Consider the following 15,061-nt stretch of genomic DNA (forward strand, 5'->3'; position numbering starts at 1 on the left):
AGCGCGGTGGTAATGACAATGTCCGCCTGCTTGGCGCGCTCGTGTACCGCCAGCGCTTGACGCTGCATCCAGCTGGCTGGCATTGGCCGCGCATAACCGCCGACACCCACGGCGCATTCGCGTTCCTCATCGGTCTCGTAAGGCACGTCGACGAACTTGGCACCCAGGGACTCGATCTGTTCCTTCACCGCCGGACGCACGTCCGAGGCTTCGATCACTGCACCCAGACGCTTGGCGGTAGCAATCGCCTGCAAACCGGCAACGCCTGCGCCGAGGATCAGCACCCGCGCGGCTTTCACCGTTCCTGCAGCGGTCATCAGCATCGGCATGAAGCGTGGATAGTGATAAGCGGCCACCAACACGGCTTTATAGCCGGCAATGTTGGCCTGGGAGGACAGTACATCAAGGCTTTGTGCGCGGGAGGTGCGCGGAGCGGCTTCCAGCGCGAAGGCCGTGATACCGCACTCAGCCAGCTTGGCAATGGTTTCATTGCTGAACGGATTGAGCATGCCCACCAGCACGGTGCCGCGTTTGATCAGGGCCAGTTCGCTGTCGCTGGGCGCGACCACTTTAAGAATCAGCTCTGCACCGAACGCCTCGTTGGCGCCGCCAATGGTCGCACCTACTGCTTCATAGGCACTGTCGACAACGCTGGCGTTAATGCCGGAGCCGCTTTGCACAGTGACTTTATGACCCTGGCCGATCAGCTTCTTGATGGTTTCAGGGCTGGCCGCCACGCGTGTTTCGCCCGGCTGGGTTTCAATAGGGACACCGATATGCAACGCGCACACTCCTTGGAATAAGACAGTATTATTTTTCCCCGCCCGCATCGCCGCTGCATTCAATGCTTGGGCAAGGCCAACTCGGCAGATACCTTCTGTTTGGCGATGTCATCAGGGTCTGAGACAAAAACAACGGTCAGGAACAAGGCAAACAACGCCAACCCCGCAAGCACGTAGAGCCCGCTCTCGAAATTACCGGTCATGTCCTTGGCCATGCCGACCAGCCCAGGGCCGAAGAAGCCGCCGAGGTTCCCCACAGAGTTAATCAACGCGATACCGGCTGCCGCGCTGCTGCCACTCAGGTACAGCGACGGCAAAGGCCAGAAAGGTCCCTTGAAGCCCATCATCCCAATAGTCGCAGCACACATACCGAGGATTGCCAGATAGTTGCCGGGCATCCACCCCGCCATTGCCAGGCCACCGACCAGGAACAACAGCGCCGTGATCAGGAACATTTTGCGTTTGTTGAATCGATCGGAAAGCAGGCCGATGGTGACCATGCCGATGCAACCGACGACGTAAGGAATTGCAGCGACGAAGCCAATCGCCATGCCGTTGTAGCCTTGCTGTTTGATAATCTGCGGCAGGAACATCGAAAGCCCGAGGTTGGTGGCGGCGACGCAAAAATACATGACGCACAACACCAGAATGGCGGGACTGCGAAACACATCCCACAGCGAATTCTTGCCATCGAGCCTGGGGGGGTTGGCCTTGACGTCGTTTGCCAGTTCACAGGCCAGCCACTCACGTTGCGCGTCATTCAACCAACGCGCCTGATGTGGCGAATCCGGCAGGTACTTGAGCACCACACCCACCAGCAGGATGCCGGGAATACCCTCGACGATATACAGCCACTGCCAGCCCTTGAGGCCCAGGACGCCATCCAGTTCCAGCAGCAAGGTTGAAATCGGGGCGCCGATCGCCAGGGAAATCGGAATCGACAACATGAAGGTCGAGATAATGCGGGCTCTATAGCGTGCCGGGAACCACAAGGTCAGGTAAAGAATGACCGCAGGGAAGAAACCGGCCTCCGCCACACCCAGCAGAAACCTAAGCATCAGGAAGCTTTTGGGACCCTCAACAAACGCCATGCAGGTGGCGATCAAACCCCAGGTAAAAAGGATACGGGCAATCCAGCGCCGCGCACCAACCTTGACCATCATCAGGTTGCTGGGTACTTCGAACAGGCAATAGCCAATGAAAAACAGCCCGGCCCCCCATCCAAAGACCGCGCTGCTCAGACCGATATCGGCGTTCATGGTCAGCGCCGCGAAACCGACGTTGACACGATCCAGATACGAAACGATGTAGAGCAAAATCAGCAGCGGCAACAGCCGCCAGAAGATCTTGTTCGTGACTTGCTTTTCAATGTCAGCGTTCATGGCGCGTCCTGTTTATTCTTGTTTTCCCCTGCGCAGGGGTCGGCGAAGCTCGGTCCCTGCGCAGGGGGTAACGCTTGAAACTCAAGTCATTTGGAGACAGGCATCGCGAACTCGGCGCCCTGTTCAATGCTCTCCGACCAGCGCTGCATGATCGATTTTTGTTTGGTGTAGAAGCGCACGCCCTCCTCCCCGTAGGCATGCATGTCACCGAACAGGCTTTTCTTCCAGCCGCCAAAACCATGCCAGGCCATCGGCACTGGAATTGGCACGTTGATGCCGACCATGCCCACTTCGATACGACGGGCGAATTCGCGGGCGATGTTGCCATCGCGAGTGAAACAACTGACGCCATTGCCGAACTCATGGTCGTTGACCAGTTTCAAGGCTGCTGCGAAGTCGGGTACGCGCACGCAGGCCAGGACCGGGCCAAAGATCTCTTCGCGGTAGATGCTCATCTCGGCGGTGACGTGGTCGAACAATGTCGCCCCCAACCAGAACCCATTCTCCAAGCCTGGCTCGGCCGGTACAAAGTCACGGCCATCGAGCAGCAACTGCGCACCCGCCTCCACGCCTTGATCGATATAACCACTGATTCGCTCACGAGCGGCTCGCGAAACGATCGGCCCCATCTCCGCCTTCAGGTCCCGGCCGTCGGTGATGTTCAACTCACGACCGCGCTGGGTCAGTGCCGCGACCACCTTGTCTGCCACATCACCGACCAGAACTGCCACCGAGATGGCCATGCAACGTTCACCGGCGCTGCCATACGCGGCACCGATCAGCGCATCGACGGTACGGTCGATATCCGCATCGGGCATGACGACCATGTGGTTTTTCGCACCGCCCAGGCCTTGCACGCGTTTACCGTGGCGAGCGCCAGTTTCGTAGATGTATTGGGCGATGGGCGTAGAGCCCACGAAGCTGACCGCCTTGACGTCGGGGTGCTCGATCAGTGCATCAACCGACTCCTTGTCGCCCTGCACAACGTTGAATACACCTTTGGGCAACCCGGCTTCGCGAAGCAGCTCGGCCATGAACAGCGCCGCGCTCGGGTCAGTAGGGCTCGGCTTGAGAATGAAGGTATTCCCGGCGGCGATAGCGACCGGGTACATCCACATGGGCACCATCACCGGGAAGTTGAAGGGCGTGACGCCGGCGACCACGCCCAGAGGCTGGCGCATGGTCCAGTTATCCATGCCTCGGGATACCTGGTCGGAATGATCGCCTTTGAGCAGGTTCGGAATGCCACAGGCGAATTCGAGAATATCGATGCCGCGGTCCACTTCACCCTGGGCGTCGGTGAATACCTTGCCATGCTCGGCGACGATGATGCGGGCCAGGTCGTCCTTGCGCTCGCGCAGCAGGTTCAAATACTGGAAAAGCACCCGTGCACGGCGGATGGGCGGAGTATCACTCCACGACGGGAACGCGGCCTTGGCCGCCTCCACGGCTTCGGAAACGGTCTGGCTGCTGGCCAATGCGACGCGTCCGGTCACCTCCCCGGTGGCTGGATTGTAGACGTCCTGATAACGATCATCGCGGGAAACGCGTTGGTCATTGATGAAATGCTCGATCGTGGTGGTCATGGCAGTTAATCCAGGTTGGTAGTTGGGCCGGCACCGTTGCAAGCCAGCAGTGAAGCTCACGATAGACTTTCAGTTTGTTCTAAACCAGAGCAGAATCCAGAACTGATTGTGCATACACGCGAACAATAAAATCATGGAAAAAACCGAAATCGAAGGGCTCTGGACCCATATCCACTGGCTCTCAGTGCTAGAGGAACACGGCACCTATACCGCCGCCGCAGCCCGCCTGGGTGTCAGTAAATCGGCCGTCAGCCAACACATCAGCGACCTTGAAAAGGCCACCGGCACACGTCTGGTTACCCGCACCACCCGCAGCGTGCGGCTCACCGATGCAGGGCTCTCATTGACCCGAGAAGTGCGCAGCGCTTATGAGCACATTGCTCGCAGCTTTTCCTCGGTAAGGGACTCTGCCGGGGAAATCCGTGGCCTGGTACGCCTGACCGCGCCCGTTGCCTTCGCCAGGCAACAACTGGTGCCTCACCTCTCTGAGTTCCTCCAGCAGTATCCGCAGGTGCGCATTCAGCTGGATGTTTCCGACGCGCTGAGTTCACTGGCCGCCGAGGGATATGACCTGGCAGTGAGGCATGGTTTTCAGGTGCCTGAAACACACGTTGCCTGGAAACTCTGCGACACCTCTTCCGTACTGGTCGCCACCCGCGAATACCTGCAGCGCGAGGGTGAACCACGAGAGCCTGGAGAGCTCCCCGCACACAATTGTCTTTATTATCCGCGCGGCACTGATCAGCCCGCCTGGACCTTCGAACGAACCAAACGGGGCGCAAAAGATGTAGAACGCATCACGGTGCCCATCGCTGGCAGCTTTGCCACAAACAACAGCGAAGCCTTGCGCGACTCGGCGCTCAGCCACCTGGGCATCGCCCTGCTGCCTGACTTCAGCGCCCATGCCGCGCTTGCCAATGGCAAGCTGGTGCAGGTGCTCAGGGACTGGACGTTGACGGGGGCCTTCGCCGACGAGATTTATCTCATTCGCCCCTACTCGCCCCATGTCCCGAAATCGGTGACGGCGTTGGTCAGTTACTTGAAGCAGAAGCTGTCAGGCGGATTTCAAACAGCGTGATCGCGTCGGATTTGGCAACTGTGGGACCGCATTCAGCCCGGTTCCACAGCGCCAAACGCGTACATATTGTCACTTCGACTCAAACGGCAGATGTCAGAACTTGGTGATGAACTTCACCCCCGCAATCAGGGCGTTGTCCACTTCATTCACGCCGCCAGGGTGGACGACATACTGAAGGTTGGGACGGACGGTAAACCACGGCGCCAAGGCAAACCCGTAGTGGATCTCGGCGTCCCATTCGCTGTGGCGCACGGGCATGTAGACGGGGTTGTCATAGTCGTCGATCCCTGCCAGTTCATTGGTCATCCGTGCCCCTTTGGCCACATCTTCGTTGACGTGGATCCTGGCCACGCCGATACCAAAGTCATTGTTTGGCCGAGTGTCGAAAACCCTTTGTAGACGAGCCCCGCCTGGAGGAAATTGTCCACTACGTTGGTAGCCTTATCGTGCGCCGTGGCGTTGAAGAACACACTCAGTCCCCGTCCCGCGTCACCGCCACGACTGGTCAGTTGCTGCTGGGCCACGATCCAGGCGCCGTGCTTGCTGCTACGGCTGCGCAAATCACCGCCGGATACCGCTTGCGGTTCCCCATCCGCCCCTTCGAAGACATCGTCGGCCTTGGCCGAGCTGTAGTAACCACCCAGTCGGTATTCACCCGGCAGCCCATTGACCTTGGGTGACCAGACTACTTCCACGGGTATGAGCGCGCCCTTGGTACCACTGCCGCTGAGCTTGAAGCCATTGCCGGTTTCAAGGTTGGACGGGTTAACTTCGAAGGCGCCGATCTGCGCATAAACGTCGGATGACAGCACATACTTCACGCGTAAACCCCATTGTGCGACCGGCCAGTTGTACCAGACCGATCCCGCCCAGTTCGCGGCCTGCGGGCCACAGAAAGCGTTGTTCTGGAACTCACAAGGGAATGTGTTGAAATCCTCCCCTTCACCGAACTGGTTGAACTTGACGTTCAGCGCACCGTCCAGCAGCCCTTTGCTCAACCACATCTGCGTCAGCCGCCAGGTCTGCCCGCGACCATAGACTTCTTGAGGGGTGCTGAGCATGCCAGCGCGAGGATCACTGATGCGATCGTTGGCCAGGTTGCGGCCACTGCGCTCGGTGACGGTCAGCTGGAATATGGCGTCTTCCCAACCAGCAATTTTCTGCAGGTCGAGCCTGGTGCCCAACGCTAGTTGAGCGGCATAACGTGCCGTGGGTCTTTGTCGTACCCGCCGCGAAGGTTGGCAGCGGCTTCGCCGACGTATTCGACGGAAAAATCATAGCCTTTCTGGTATAGCTCGGAACGCACTGCGCCCCAGTCGCCCAATGCGTAATGCGACGGGTCGAAGGTATCCGCAGCCGACGCTACTTGCACGCCGAATCCGGTGACCAGACACATCGCAAACCTGATTTTTGGACGAACCAAGGGGTCCCGCTTAAACTAGGGATTTCAACATCAACGACACTCCAGTTATTGTTATTTTCATGCTGATTTATTGGAATTGCTGTCGGTCCGATCCTTTTAGAGATGCACGTTCCTGGGGACAGTGAATGTCCCTGATGAAAAATGGATTGTTTGTTCGCAAGCGATCCGCCACCCGTTGCGAGTGGCGGATTTATATCGCTTACTTCACCACTTGATAACCGGCCGCAGCCATCACCCTGAGCAGCTCGGCGTGGCCTTTGCGGGCCATTTCCAGTGGTGAGTTGATGCGAGGATCCTGTTCGGCCTCCACCACGAACCAGCCTTCGTAACCCTTACTGGCCAGGGCCTTGACGAGGGCTTCGAAGTCCAGACTGCCGTCACCCGGCACGGTGAACGCGCCCTGGATCACCGCATCGAGGAAGCTCTCCCTGGTGCGATTGAGGCCGTTCACCACCGGATTACGAACGTCTTTGGTGTGCACGTGGATAATGCGCGCATGGTGGTTTTCGATCACGCGCAGCAAGTCACCGCCGGCGAAAGACATATGTCCCGCGTCAAACAGCAACGGAACCGTGGAGTGCTTCATCAGCAGGTCCAATTCCGCCTCTGTTTCGACCACCGCGCCCATGTGGTGGTGGTATGCCAGCGGCATGCCCTGCTTGGCGCACCAGTCAGCAAAGTCGGAAACTTTGCGGCCATAGGCGGCCATCTCGACCTCGGAAATTTTCGGCTTTGCCACCAACGGCGCGGTGCGCACGCCCTGGATCGAGCTGGCGGTCTCGCCATACACCAGGCATGGTGCCTGCGCTGCGACAAAGAAGCTCAACTGCTGCGAGATACGGTCTTTCTCCACCTCAATGTCGCCATCCAGCAGCAGCCCCGAGAACCAGCCGCCACACACCGACATGCCATAGCGCGACAGGATGGGACCCAGCTCCGCCATGTCCATAGGAAAGCGGCGCCCGGTTTCCATACCGGTGAAACCGGCTACGGAGGCCTGGCGCAGGCACTCCTCGAGGCTGACGTCATCGGAAAGTTCTTCGAGGTCGTCGTTCCACCAGGCAATTGGCGCAATACCAAGTCTTGCTTTCATCTCACACACCCAACCGTTGAGCTTCACGAATTTTTTCCTGCGCGGCACGTGCGGCGCGGACACCTTCAAACGTCGATACTTCGGGAACACCCACATCCCAATCGGCATCGCCCGGCACCCATTTCCAGGCGTCCGAGACGATGGAAATCAAGGTCACGCCATCGTTGCCCTGAGCCCAGATCATGGCCTGCTCAAGCTCGGCGAGATCAGCCACGTGGCGCGCCTTGGCGCCCATGGATTCGGCATGTTTGACGAAGTCGACGTGCAACGGATCGTGGCGATTCTGGATGCGGCAATCGGCGAGCAGATTATTGAAGCCCGGTACGCCCTTGGCCTGCTGCAGGCGGTTGATAACGGCATAACCGCCGTTGTCGCACACCACCACGATCATCTTGTGCCCGGTAAGGGCCGCGGAATAGATGTCGGAGTTCATCATCATGTAGGTGCCGTCACCGAGCATCACAATCGGCGTGCCACCGGTGGCGCCCGGACCTTCCTGCGCCATGGCGCAGCCCCAGCCGGCGGCAATTTCGTAGCCCATGCAGGAGAAACCAAACTCGCAATCGAAGGTGTGCGGGTTCTTGACGCGCCAGCCTTTGGTGACTTCGCCCGGCGTACCGCCAGCCGCAGAGATCAAAGTGTCGCCAGGCGCCGCGACTTTGTTCAATACGCCGACGACTTGGGCATAGGACGGCACCGGCGCGTCGCTGGCTAACTGGTAATGGTCCAGCAGCGCATTCCACTCAACGAACAGTGAACGGGCGTGCTCCATCAATTGGGCGTCCGCTTTGTAGCTGCCGAGGGCGGCATCCAGTTCGCCAACGCTTTCCAGCGCGTCACCGACTACCGAGAGCGCACGATGCTTGATCGCGTCGTAGCGCGCGGCGTTGATCGAGATGAACTGCGCGTCATGGGCAAAGGCGGTCCACGAGCCGGTGGTGAAATCCTGCAAACGCGTGCCAATGGCCAGGATCACATCCGCCTCTTTGGCCAAGCTGTTGGCCGAGGTCGACCCCACGATCCCGATCGGGCCGGCATGCACCGGATGGTCGTGCGTCAGCGCGCCCTTGCCAGCGATAGTCTCAACCACCGGGATACCGCGCTTGGCCGCAAACTCCGCCAACGCCTCCTCGGCACCGGAGTAGCGCACGCCGCCACCGGAGATGATCAAGGGACGCTTAGCGGTTTTCAGCAACGCCACCGCGGCAGCAATAGAGTCGCGATCAGCGCGAGGACGGGGGATCTTCCACACCTTGGGTTCGAAGAACACCTCAGGGTAATCGTAGGCGATCTCCTGGGTGTCCTGCGCCAAGCCGATGAAGGCCGGCCCGCAATCGGCCGGGTCGAGCAAGGCCGCCACGGCCTGCGGCAGGGATTGCAAGAGCTGCTCCGGCAACACGATGCGGTCCCAATAACGCACCACGGCTTTAAAGCAGTCATTGGCGGTCAGCGACGGATCGTTGAAGTGTTCGACTTGCTGAAGTACCGGATCGGGCAGACGGCTGGCGAAGGTATCGCCGGCGATCAACAGCACCGGCAAGCGGTTGGCCATCGCCACGCCTGCGGCAGTGACCATGTTCAGCGCGCCCGGGCCGATGGACGTCGCCGCCACCATGATCTGGCGCCGGCGCTTGGCTTTGGCGAAGCCGATAGCCGCCAGCGCCATCGATTGCTCATTCTGCCCCCGCCATGTGGGCAACACGTCCTGGACAGTCTCCAGCGCCTCCGAAAGACACGTTACGTTGCCGTGCCCAAAAATCCCGAATACACCGGCGAACAGCGGTACACGCTGCCCGTCGATCTCGGTGAACTGATTGCAAAGATAGCGAACCAGGGCCTGGGCCATGGTCATGCGCACAGTTTTGCGGGTCATTTTATTTCCTCCGGAAAGCACTGCCATTGTTGTTTTAGGAATACATATTGACAATATGATCATTTCGCAATGATTATTGCAAACAGATATTCAACACGAAATACCGATGCTGGAATCTTTTCCACGGGAGGCATCGGCGCCGCAGGGGGTCAATGAACCGGTGGGACGCTGTAAGCAGTCCGCGCACCCCCGGTTCATCCTGCTTGGCAACACGGGTCCCTCTCTGAGGGGCGTACCACGAAACCATCAAAGTCGAATAAAAACCATGTACGAACAATACGGACTTTTCATCAATGGGCGCTGGATCCCCGGCTCCGCGAGCGCCGAGGTCATCTCACCGGTCACCGAGCGACCCTTGGGACGTGTTCCCATGGCGACGGCGGCCGAAACCCGCGAAGCACTCGACGCCGCCCATGGCGCCCTGGCAAAAATGCGTGAAATGGGCGGTTTCGGCCGCGCCGAGGCGCTACATAAAGCAGCCGACGAAATGATCAAGCGCAGTGACGAGGCGGCACGCATGATCTGCGCGGAGACGGGCAAGCCAATCGCGCAGGCCGGGCGTGAATGGGTGCTCGCCTGTGAACAGTTTCGTTGGTACGCAGAAGAAGCTCGACGCATCTATGGGCGTATCGTAGACAGCCGCGTGCCGGGTGGACGCTTTGAGATAACCCACGAGCCCGTCGGCGTTGTCGGGGCTTTTTCAGCCTGGAATTTTCCTGCGGCGCTGCCGGCCCGCAAACTTGCCCCGGCACTGGCGGCAGGCTGCCCGGTGGTGCTGCGCCCGTCGTCGCAGACACCGGGCGTGGCTATGGTGATGGTCGACTGCCTGCGGGCCGGCGGCCTGCCCGATGGTGCGGTGAACCTGGTCATTGGTTCGACGGGCAATACCTACGCCCCCATCATGGCCGATTCGCGAGTGCGCAAAGTCTCCCTTACCGGCTCTACCCGCATTGGCCAGCAGATGATTCGCGATGCGGCTGACACGGTGAAAAAGGTCTCGATGGAGCTGGGCGGCAACGCGCCGCTGATCATCTTCGAGGACGCCGACCTCGAAGCTGCCCTGGACCTGACGGTCGGCACCAAATTCGCCAACTGCGGCCAGGTCTGCGTCACGCCCGACCGAATTTTCGTGCATGACAGCCTGTATGACGCGTTCGTCCAGGGCTTCGTCAGCCGCACGGCCAAGATCAAGCTCGGCGATGGGCTGAAAGCCGACACCGGCATGGGCCCGCTGATCAATGCCAGTCGCCTGGACGAGATTGAATCAATTGTTGCCGCTGCAGTGAGTGACGGCGCAAAAGTCGTGCACGGCGGCAAGCGCCCTGCCCATCTGCAGACCGGCTTTTTCTTCGAGCCCACCGTGCTGGTCGATGTACGCGACGACATGCGCGTATTCAGCGAAGAAAACTTTGGCCCTATCGCCGCCATCAGCCGATTCTCGACCGAAGAAGAGGTGCTCGCCCGCGCTAATGCCTCGGACATGGGCCTGTCGGCGTACGCCTTCACCCGCTCGCCTGAGCGCGCACGCCGCACCGTGAAGGCGCTGAAGGCCGGCATGGTCGGCATTAACAGCTTTGCTCTCGCCGCTGCGGAAGCGCCATTTGGCGGGACCAACCACTCTGGCATGGGTCGCGAAGGTGGCAGCGAAGGCATCGCCGATTACCTCGATACCAAACTTGCTCAACTCGTTTTCTAAGAGAGGCCGTAAATGAAAAAAAATAAATTGCGCCAAATCTGGGCTCAAGGAAAACCTGTACTGCATGGCTGGTTGTCCCTGCCTTGCAGTTTCAGCGCCGAGATCATGGCGGCCCAGGATTACGATGCCATCTCCATCGACATCCAGCACGGAGCGGTGGACTACAAGGACGTACTCGGTATGTTCCAGGCCATGCGCGCGTCCGACGCGGTGATCATGGCTCGAGTGCCATGGCTGGATCCCAGCTGGATCATGAAGGTTCTGGATGCCGGGGCCTACGGCATTATCTGCCCGATGATCAATACCCGCGCCCAGGCAGAGCAATTCGTGCGCTACATGCGTTATCCGCCGCTGGGTGAACGCAGCTTCGGTCCTACCCGCGCCGCTTACCCTGCCGGCGCAAATTACGCGGCCGAGGCCAACGACGAAATACTCGCGTTCGCCATGATCGAGACGGCCGAAGCCATGAGCAACCTTGAGGAAATCGTCTCGACACCAGGCGTGGACGGTATCTATGTCGGCCCGGCCGACCTGTCCTTTTCACTCTCGCGCGGGGAGCTGACGCCCGCGTTCGACCGCGAAGAACCCGAGGTCATTGACGCCATCAAAACCATCCTCGCCACCTGCAAACGTCACGGCAAAAAAGCTGCCCTGCACTGCGGCACGGCTGAATATGCCGCGCGCGCCATCGAATGGGGCTTTGATATGACCACCGTGTCTGGCGATACGCGGCTTCTCGCCGCGGCGAGTGCGCAATCCGTGGCCGCCTGGCGCAAGCTGACGGTTGGGCAAAATGAACAGAATGTTAAAAAGGAGGGCTACTGATGGCTCGTCTTCTTGTGGCTGGAAAGCTGCATCCCTCGGGTGTGGCGCTGCTCAAAGAATATGAGCGCCGTGGGGTGGTCGTGGATTATATCGAGGAAGTGTCTGAAGCCTCTTGCGCGCAGTTGATTGGCGAAGCCGACGCCCTGGTGATCCGCACTCAACCATTGTCGGCAGCCACCATCGCCAAGGCAAAAAAACTCAAAGTAGTCTCGCGTCATGGGGTCGGCTACGACTCGGTCGACCTGCAAGCGTTGAATGCCAGAGGCATCGGGCTGACTGTGGTGGGCGACGTGAACTCCATCTCCGTGGCTGAACACGCCATGATGCAATTGCTGGCCGGCGCCAAACGTGCCGTTCGCGCGGATCGCTCGGTACGCCAGATCGGCGATTGGGGGTGGCGCAATGGTCTGGAGCAACAGGAGGTTTCTGGTAAGAACTTGCTGATCATCGGTTACGGACGCATCGGCCGCCACTTGGCAAACATGTCCGGCGGGTTCAACATGCAGGTGCGCGCCTTCGATCCGTTCCTGGAGCGCGCTGGCTGGCCTGAAGGACCTGTGCGTCCGGTATCGCTGGAGGAAGGCTTGGCGTGGGCTGATTTCATCTCGATCCATACGCCACGGGGCGAACGGCCGATGCTCGGCCAAGAAGAGTTTGCGCTGATGAAGCGTGGGGTCATCATCGCCAACACCGCACGCGGTGGCGTGGTGTGCGAACAGGCCCTGGCTGAGGGTCTCGCCAGCGGCCACGTGGGAGCCGCGGGCGTTGACGTTTTCGACGACGAACCGCCAACGCGCCAAACCGCTCTCTTCACTCACGATACCGCGATCTTGTCCCCGCATATCGCCGGCCTGACTGCCGAGTGCAGCGAGCGCATGGCGATCTCGTCCATCGAGAACGCAATGAACTTCCTTGCCGGCACGATAGACCCAACACTTGTCATCAACCGTGAGCACCTGGCAGCGCTGCAGCCGCCCTTGCCGGCCTGACGCGCCAGGTTATTCGGCTTCCGCAGAGGAGCTTGCATTTAGACTCGCCCGGCGCTGCTGCCGGGCGTTTGTCGTTAGGGATAAACCGCTGGCTTGATTTGAATTTCAGGGCGCACGCTGTAAGGTGAGCGCATTGTATACAACCCGCTGGCCCATTTTTCACCACGCCCAAAGCGGCAGTATCGAGACGAATGGCCTGGCCACATCGACAGACAAGCGTCAGGCAATGCAGCAATTATGCGTCGGGACCGGTACCGTACTGGCCCGCAAAGAGCAACGGATGCTTTCATTCGCCCATACACTACGAACCAAGAATGAGGCAACACATGCAGCCAACTGATCCACCCAAGGACTATGAAGACCTGATTCGCCTGATCCATGAACGCCATGATCAGATGAGTAAGACCTACCAGCGCATTTCCGTGTACCTGACGCAAAACCCCAATGAAGTGGCGGTGCATTCGGTCAACAACATTGCCGAACGCTGTGACATTCACGCGTCAAGCTTTGTACGTTTTGCCCAGGCACTAGGCTACAAGGGTTTCAAGGACCTTCAGGTGCTGTTCCAGCGCCGCCTGGAGACCGCAGCCCCTGGCTTCGAAGCACGCTTGCGGGTACTGAGCAGCGAATTGCAGAACCGCGAGGACACCTCCGAGTATGGCTTCCTGCATGAGCTGGTGCTGCGCGATATCGCCTCACTGCAGGACATGTTGGAACGCACCCGCACTGCGGACCTGTCCAATGCAGTCGACCTGATCGAGAAAGCCGACACCGTTTATCTGATTGGCCAACTGCGCTCCTCGCCGGTGGTTGAGCTGTTGCGCTATGGCCTGACCATGCTGGGCAAGCGCTGCCTTCTGCTGGATGCAGGCGGCGGGCTGGCCACGCATATTGCCCGCACCCTGCGCCCGCAGGATTTGCTGATTGCCGTATCTTTCCGGTTCTACGCGACAGAGGTGGTAAACGTCGCAGAGGAAGCCAAAGCGGCAGGCGTGCCGATCGTGGCTATCTCCGACAGCACGTTGTCGCCCATCGCCAAAACCGCCTCGGTGCTGTTCGCCGTACCCGAACCCGATTACACCTTTTCCCGTTCGCTGGCTGCGCCCATGTGTCTGGTTCAGGCGCTGACCGTGGCCGTCGCCTCGCGCCTGCAGAAATCTGCCCCGCCGCGCATTCCCACCGTCACAGAGGCGTGACCACGTCAGTTGGCCTGGCCGCGAACAAGAAAACCCCCGCCGTGAAACCTGAGTGAGTCAGGCTGCACGGCAGGGGCTTTTACGTGGTTAAGCGATCAGGTTCTGGTCTTGATGCCGCTCGAACGCCGGCTGGCGATGGTGGTCAGCACGGCGGCGATGATGATCACCGCCCCCGTGGAGGCCTGCACATAGAATGACGGTACCTGGGCAAGGGTCAGCAGGTTATTGATGACGCCAATCAGCAGCACGCCGCTGACTACGCCGACAATAGTGCCTCGCCCCCCCCCAAGGCTCACGCCACCAATCACCGCCGCCGCGAACGCCGAGAAGATGATGCCTTGCCCCTGGGTTGTGACCGCCGAATCCAGGCGTCCGGTCATCAGTACCCCTGCCAGCCCGGCCAGCAGCGCTGCAAAGATAAAGGCTGACCAGATGACCTTGTCGACATTGATGCCCGCCGCCCGCGCCGCCTCCTCGTTACCGCCAATGGCGTACAGTGCCCGGCCATAGCGATGGTATTTGAAAATCACCCCTACCACGGCCGCGATGGCAATAAACACCAGCACTGACAGCGGCACGCCGAGAACCTTTTCCGAGCCCAGGAAGGTCAGCGCCTTACCAGGGGAGTAGATCGAGCGACCATTTGAGATGATCAACACACCACCGCGTAGCAACACCAGCAAACCCAAGGTCGAGATGAAGGGGTTCAGTCCGACCTTGACCACCATGAAGCCATTGAACCAACCAATGGCGCCGGCGACCCCGAGCGCCACGACGAGGCCCATCCACGCCGGCAACTCCATGCCCAGTCCGCCGACTGCCACAGGCACCAGGGTCACGGCGGCAAACATAGGGGCGAATCCGACCACACCTTCCAGCGACAAGTCCAACCGACCAATCAGCACGACAAATGTCAGGCCAATGGTGGTCAGCCCCAGCACACTTATCTGTTCCAGGATATTGACCAGGTTGGTCGTAGTCGCGAAGCGCGGCGCGACGATCGCGCCGATGATCACCAGCAGCAGGATGACGGGGTACATCGTGTAGCCGTCAGCGACAAAAGACGTACCGAACGCCGCCCACTTGGAACGGCCTTCGGCTGGCTTCACGAGTTTTGAATTGCTAACCATATCTGTGC

11 protein-coding genes and 1 pseudogene are annotated in these 15,061 nt (G+C 59.8%); 5 read left to right on the plus strand and 7 right to left on the minus strand.

What is annotated here, in order from left to right; all coding sequences use genetic code 11:
- The 3 genes from AC07O1_RS28415 to AC07O1_RS28425 form a co-directional block, all read right to left on the minus strand.
- Positions 1 to 782, minus strand: a 782-nt coding sequence (locus AC07O1_RS28415; RefSeq protein WP_495090936.1) for a Rossmann-fold NAD(P)-binding domain-containing protein, incomplete at its 3' end; no start/stop codon positions are given.
- 59 nt (positions 783 to 841) lie between these two features.
- Positions 842 to 2,164, minus strand: coding sequence for an MFS transporter (locus AC07O1_RS28420; RefSeq protein ID WP_495090937.1), 1,323 nt, complete (start codon positions 2,162 to 2,164; stop codon positions 842 to 844).
- 86 nt (positions 2,165 to 2,250) lie between these two features.
- Positions 2,251 to 3,750: a CoA-acylating methylmalonate-semialdehyde dehydrogenase gene (locus AC07O1_RS28425; protein ID WP_495090938.1), complete on the minus strand. Its 1,500-nt coding sequence runs from the start codon at positions 3,748 to 3,750 to the stop codon at positions 2,251 to 2,253.
- Positions 3,751 to 3,883: 133 nt separating this feature from the next.
- On the opposite strand from AC07O1_RS28425, the gene AC07O1_RS28430 reads away from it, so the two are divergent.
- On the plus strand, positions 3,884 to 4,828 hold the full coding sequence (locus AC07O1_RS28430) for a LysR family transcriptional regulator (protein WP_495090939.1): 945 nt from the start codon (positions 3,884 to 3,886) through the stop codon (positions 4,826 to 4,828).
- A gap of 93 nt (positions 4,829 to 4,921) precedes the next feature.
- Here the strand turns inward: AC07O1_RS28430 and AC07O1_RS28435 are convergent.
- From AC07O1_RS28435 to iolD, 3 genes and pseudogenes are all read right to left on the minus strand, one after another.
- Positions 4,922 to 6,224, minus strand: a pseudogene (locus AC07O1_RS28435) (carbohydrate porin).
- 226 nt (positions 6,225 to 6,450) lie between these two features.
- Entirely contained in the window at positions 6,451 to 7,344 is an 894-nt protein-coding gene (iolE, locus tag AC07O1_RS28440) for a myo-inosose-2 dehydratase (protein WP_495090940.1), read from the minus strand.
- 1 nt (position 7,345) lies between these two features.
- Complete coding sequence (iolD, locus tag AC07O1_RS28445) at positions 7,346 to 9,217, minus strand: 3D-(3,5/4)-trihydroxycyclohexane-1,2-dione acylhydrolase (decyclizing) (protein ID WP_495090941.1); 1,872 nt, start codon at positions 9,215 to 9,217, stop codon at positions 7,346 to 7,348.
- A gap of 265 nt (positions 9,218 to 9,482) precedes the next feature.
- Between iolD and AC07O1_RS28450 the strand changes: the two genes are divergently transcribed.
- The 4 genes from AC07O1_RS28450 to AC07O1_RS28465 all read left to right on the plus strand — a co-directional run bounded on the left by AC07O1_RS28450 (position 9,483) and on the right by AC07O1_RS28465 (position 13,923).
- A complete protein-coding gene (locus AC07O1_RS28450) occupies positions 9,483 to 10,913 on the plus strand; it encodes an NAD-dependent succinate-semialdehyde dehydrogenase (protein WP_495090942.1) in 1,431 nt (476 codons plus the stop codon).
- Positions 10,914 to 10,925: 12 nt separating this feature from the next.
- The gene (locus tag AC07O1_RS28455; protein ID WP_495090943.1) at positions 10,926 to 11,738 is read left to right on the plus strand and encodes an HpcH/HpaI aldolase family protein; all 813 of its coding nucleotides are present in this window, start codon (positions 10,926 to 10,928) and stop codon (positions 11,736 to 11,738) included.
- Entirely contained in the window at positions 11,738 to 12,727 is a 990-nt protein-coding gene (locus tag AC07O1_RS28460; RefSeq protein WP_495090944.1) for a hydroxyacid dehydrogenase, read from the plus strand. Before AC07O1_RS28455 ends, AC07O1_RS28460 begins: the two co-directional genes overlap by 1 nt.
- A gap of 326 nt (positions 12,728 to 13,053) precedes the next feature.
- Positions 13,054 to 13,923, plus strand: a complete 870-nt coding sequence (locus AC07O1_RS28465) for a MurR/RpiR family transcriptional regulator (RefSeq protein WP_495090945.1) — start codon at positions 13,054 to 13,056, stop codon at positions 13,921 to 13,923.
- A 95-nt stretch (positions 13,924 to 14,018) separates the two neighbouring features.
- On the opposite strand, the gene AC07O1_RS28470 is transcribed toward AC07O1_RS28465, so the two are convergent.
- Positions 14,019 to 15,053: an ABC transporter permease gene (locus AC07O1_RS28470; protein WP_495090946.1), complete on the minus strand. Its 1,035-nt coding sequence runs from the start codon at positions 15,051 to 15,053 to the stop codon at positions 14,019 to 14,021.
- Between the last annotated feature and the right edge of the window lie 8 nt (positions 15,054 to 15,061).

The organism is Pseudomonas sp. GW821-FHT07G10 (assembly GCF_059418545.1).

Coding starts and splice junctions, on each gene's coding strand:
- iolE (WP_495090940.1), bottom strand. CDS start 7,344: ATGAAAGCAAGACTTGGTATTGCGCCAATTGCCTGGTGGAACGACGAC.
- AC07O1_RS28430 (WP_495090939.1), top strand. CDS start 3,884: ATGGAAAAAACCGAAATCGAAGGGCTCTGGACCCATATCCACTGGCTC.
- AC07O1_RS28450 (WP_495090942.1), top strand. CDS start 9,483: ATGTACGAACAATACGGACTTTTCATCAATGGGCGCTGGATCCCCGGC.
- iolD (WP_495090941.1), bottom strand. CDS start 9,217: ATGACCCGCAAAACTGTGCGCATGACCATGGCCCAGGCCCTGGTTCGC.
- AC07O1_RS28455 (WP_495090943.1), top strand. CDS start 10,926: ATGAAAAAAAATAAATTGCGCCAAATCTGGGCTCAAGGAAAACCTGTA.
- AC07O1_RS28470 (WP_495090946.1), bottom strand. CDS start 15,053: ATGGTTAGCAATTCAAAACTCGTGAAGCCAGCCGAAGGCCGTTCCAAG.
- AC07O1_RS28425 (WP_495090938.1), bottom strand. CDS start 3,750: ATGACCACCACGATCGAGCATTTCATCAATGACCAACGCGTTTCCCGC.
- AC07O1_RS28460 (WP_495090944.1), top strand. CDS start 11,738: ATGGCTCGTCTTCTTGTGGCTGGAAAGCTGCATCCCTCGGGTGTGGCG.
- AC07O1_RS28420 (WP_495090937.1), bottom strand. CDS start 2,164: ATGAACGCTGACATTGAAAAGCAAGTCACGAACAAGATCTTCTGGCGG.
- AC07O1_RS28465 (WP_495090945.1), top strand. CDS start 13,054: ATGCAGCCAACTGATCCACCCAAGGACTATGAAGACCTGATTCGCCTG.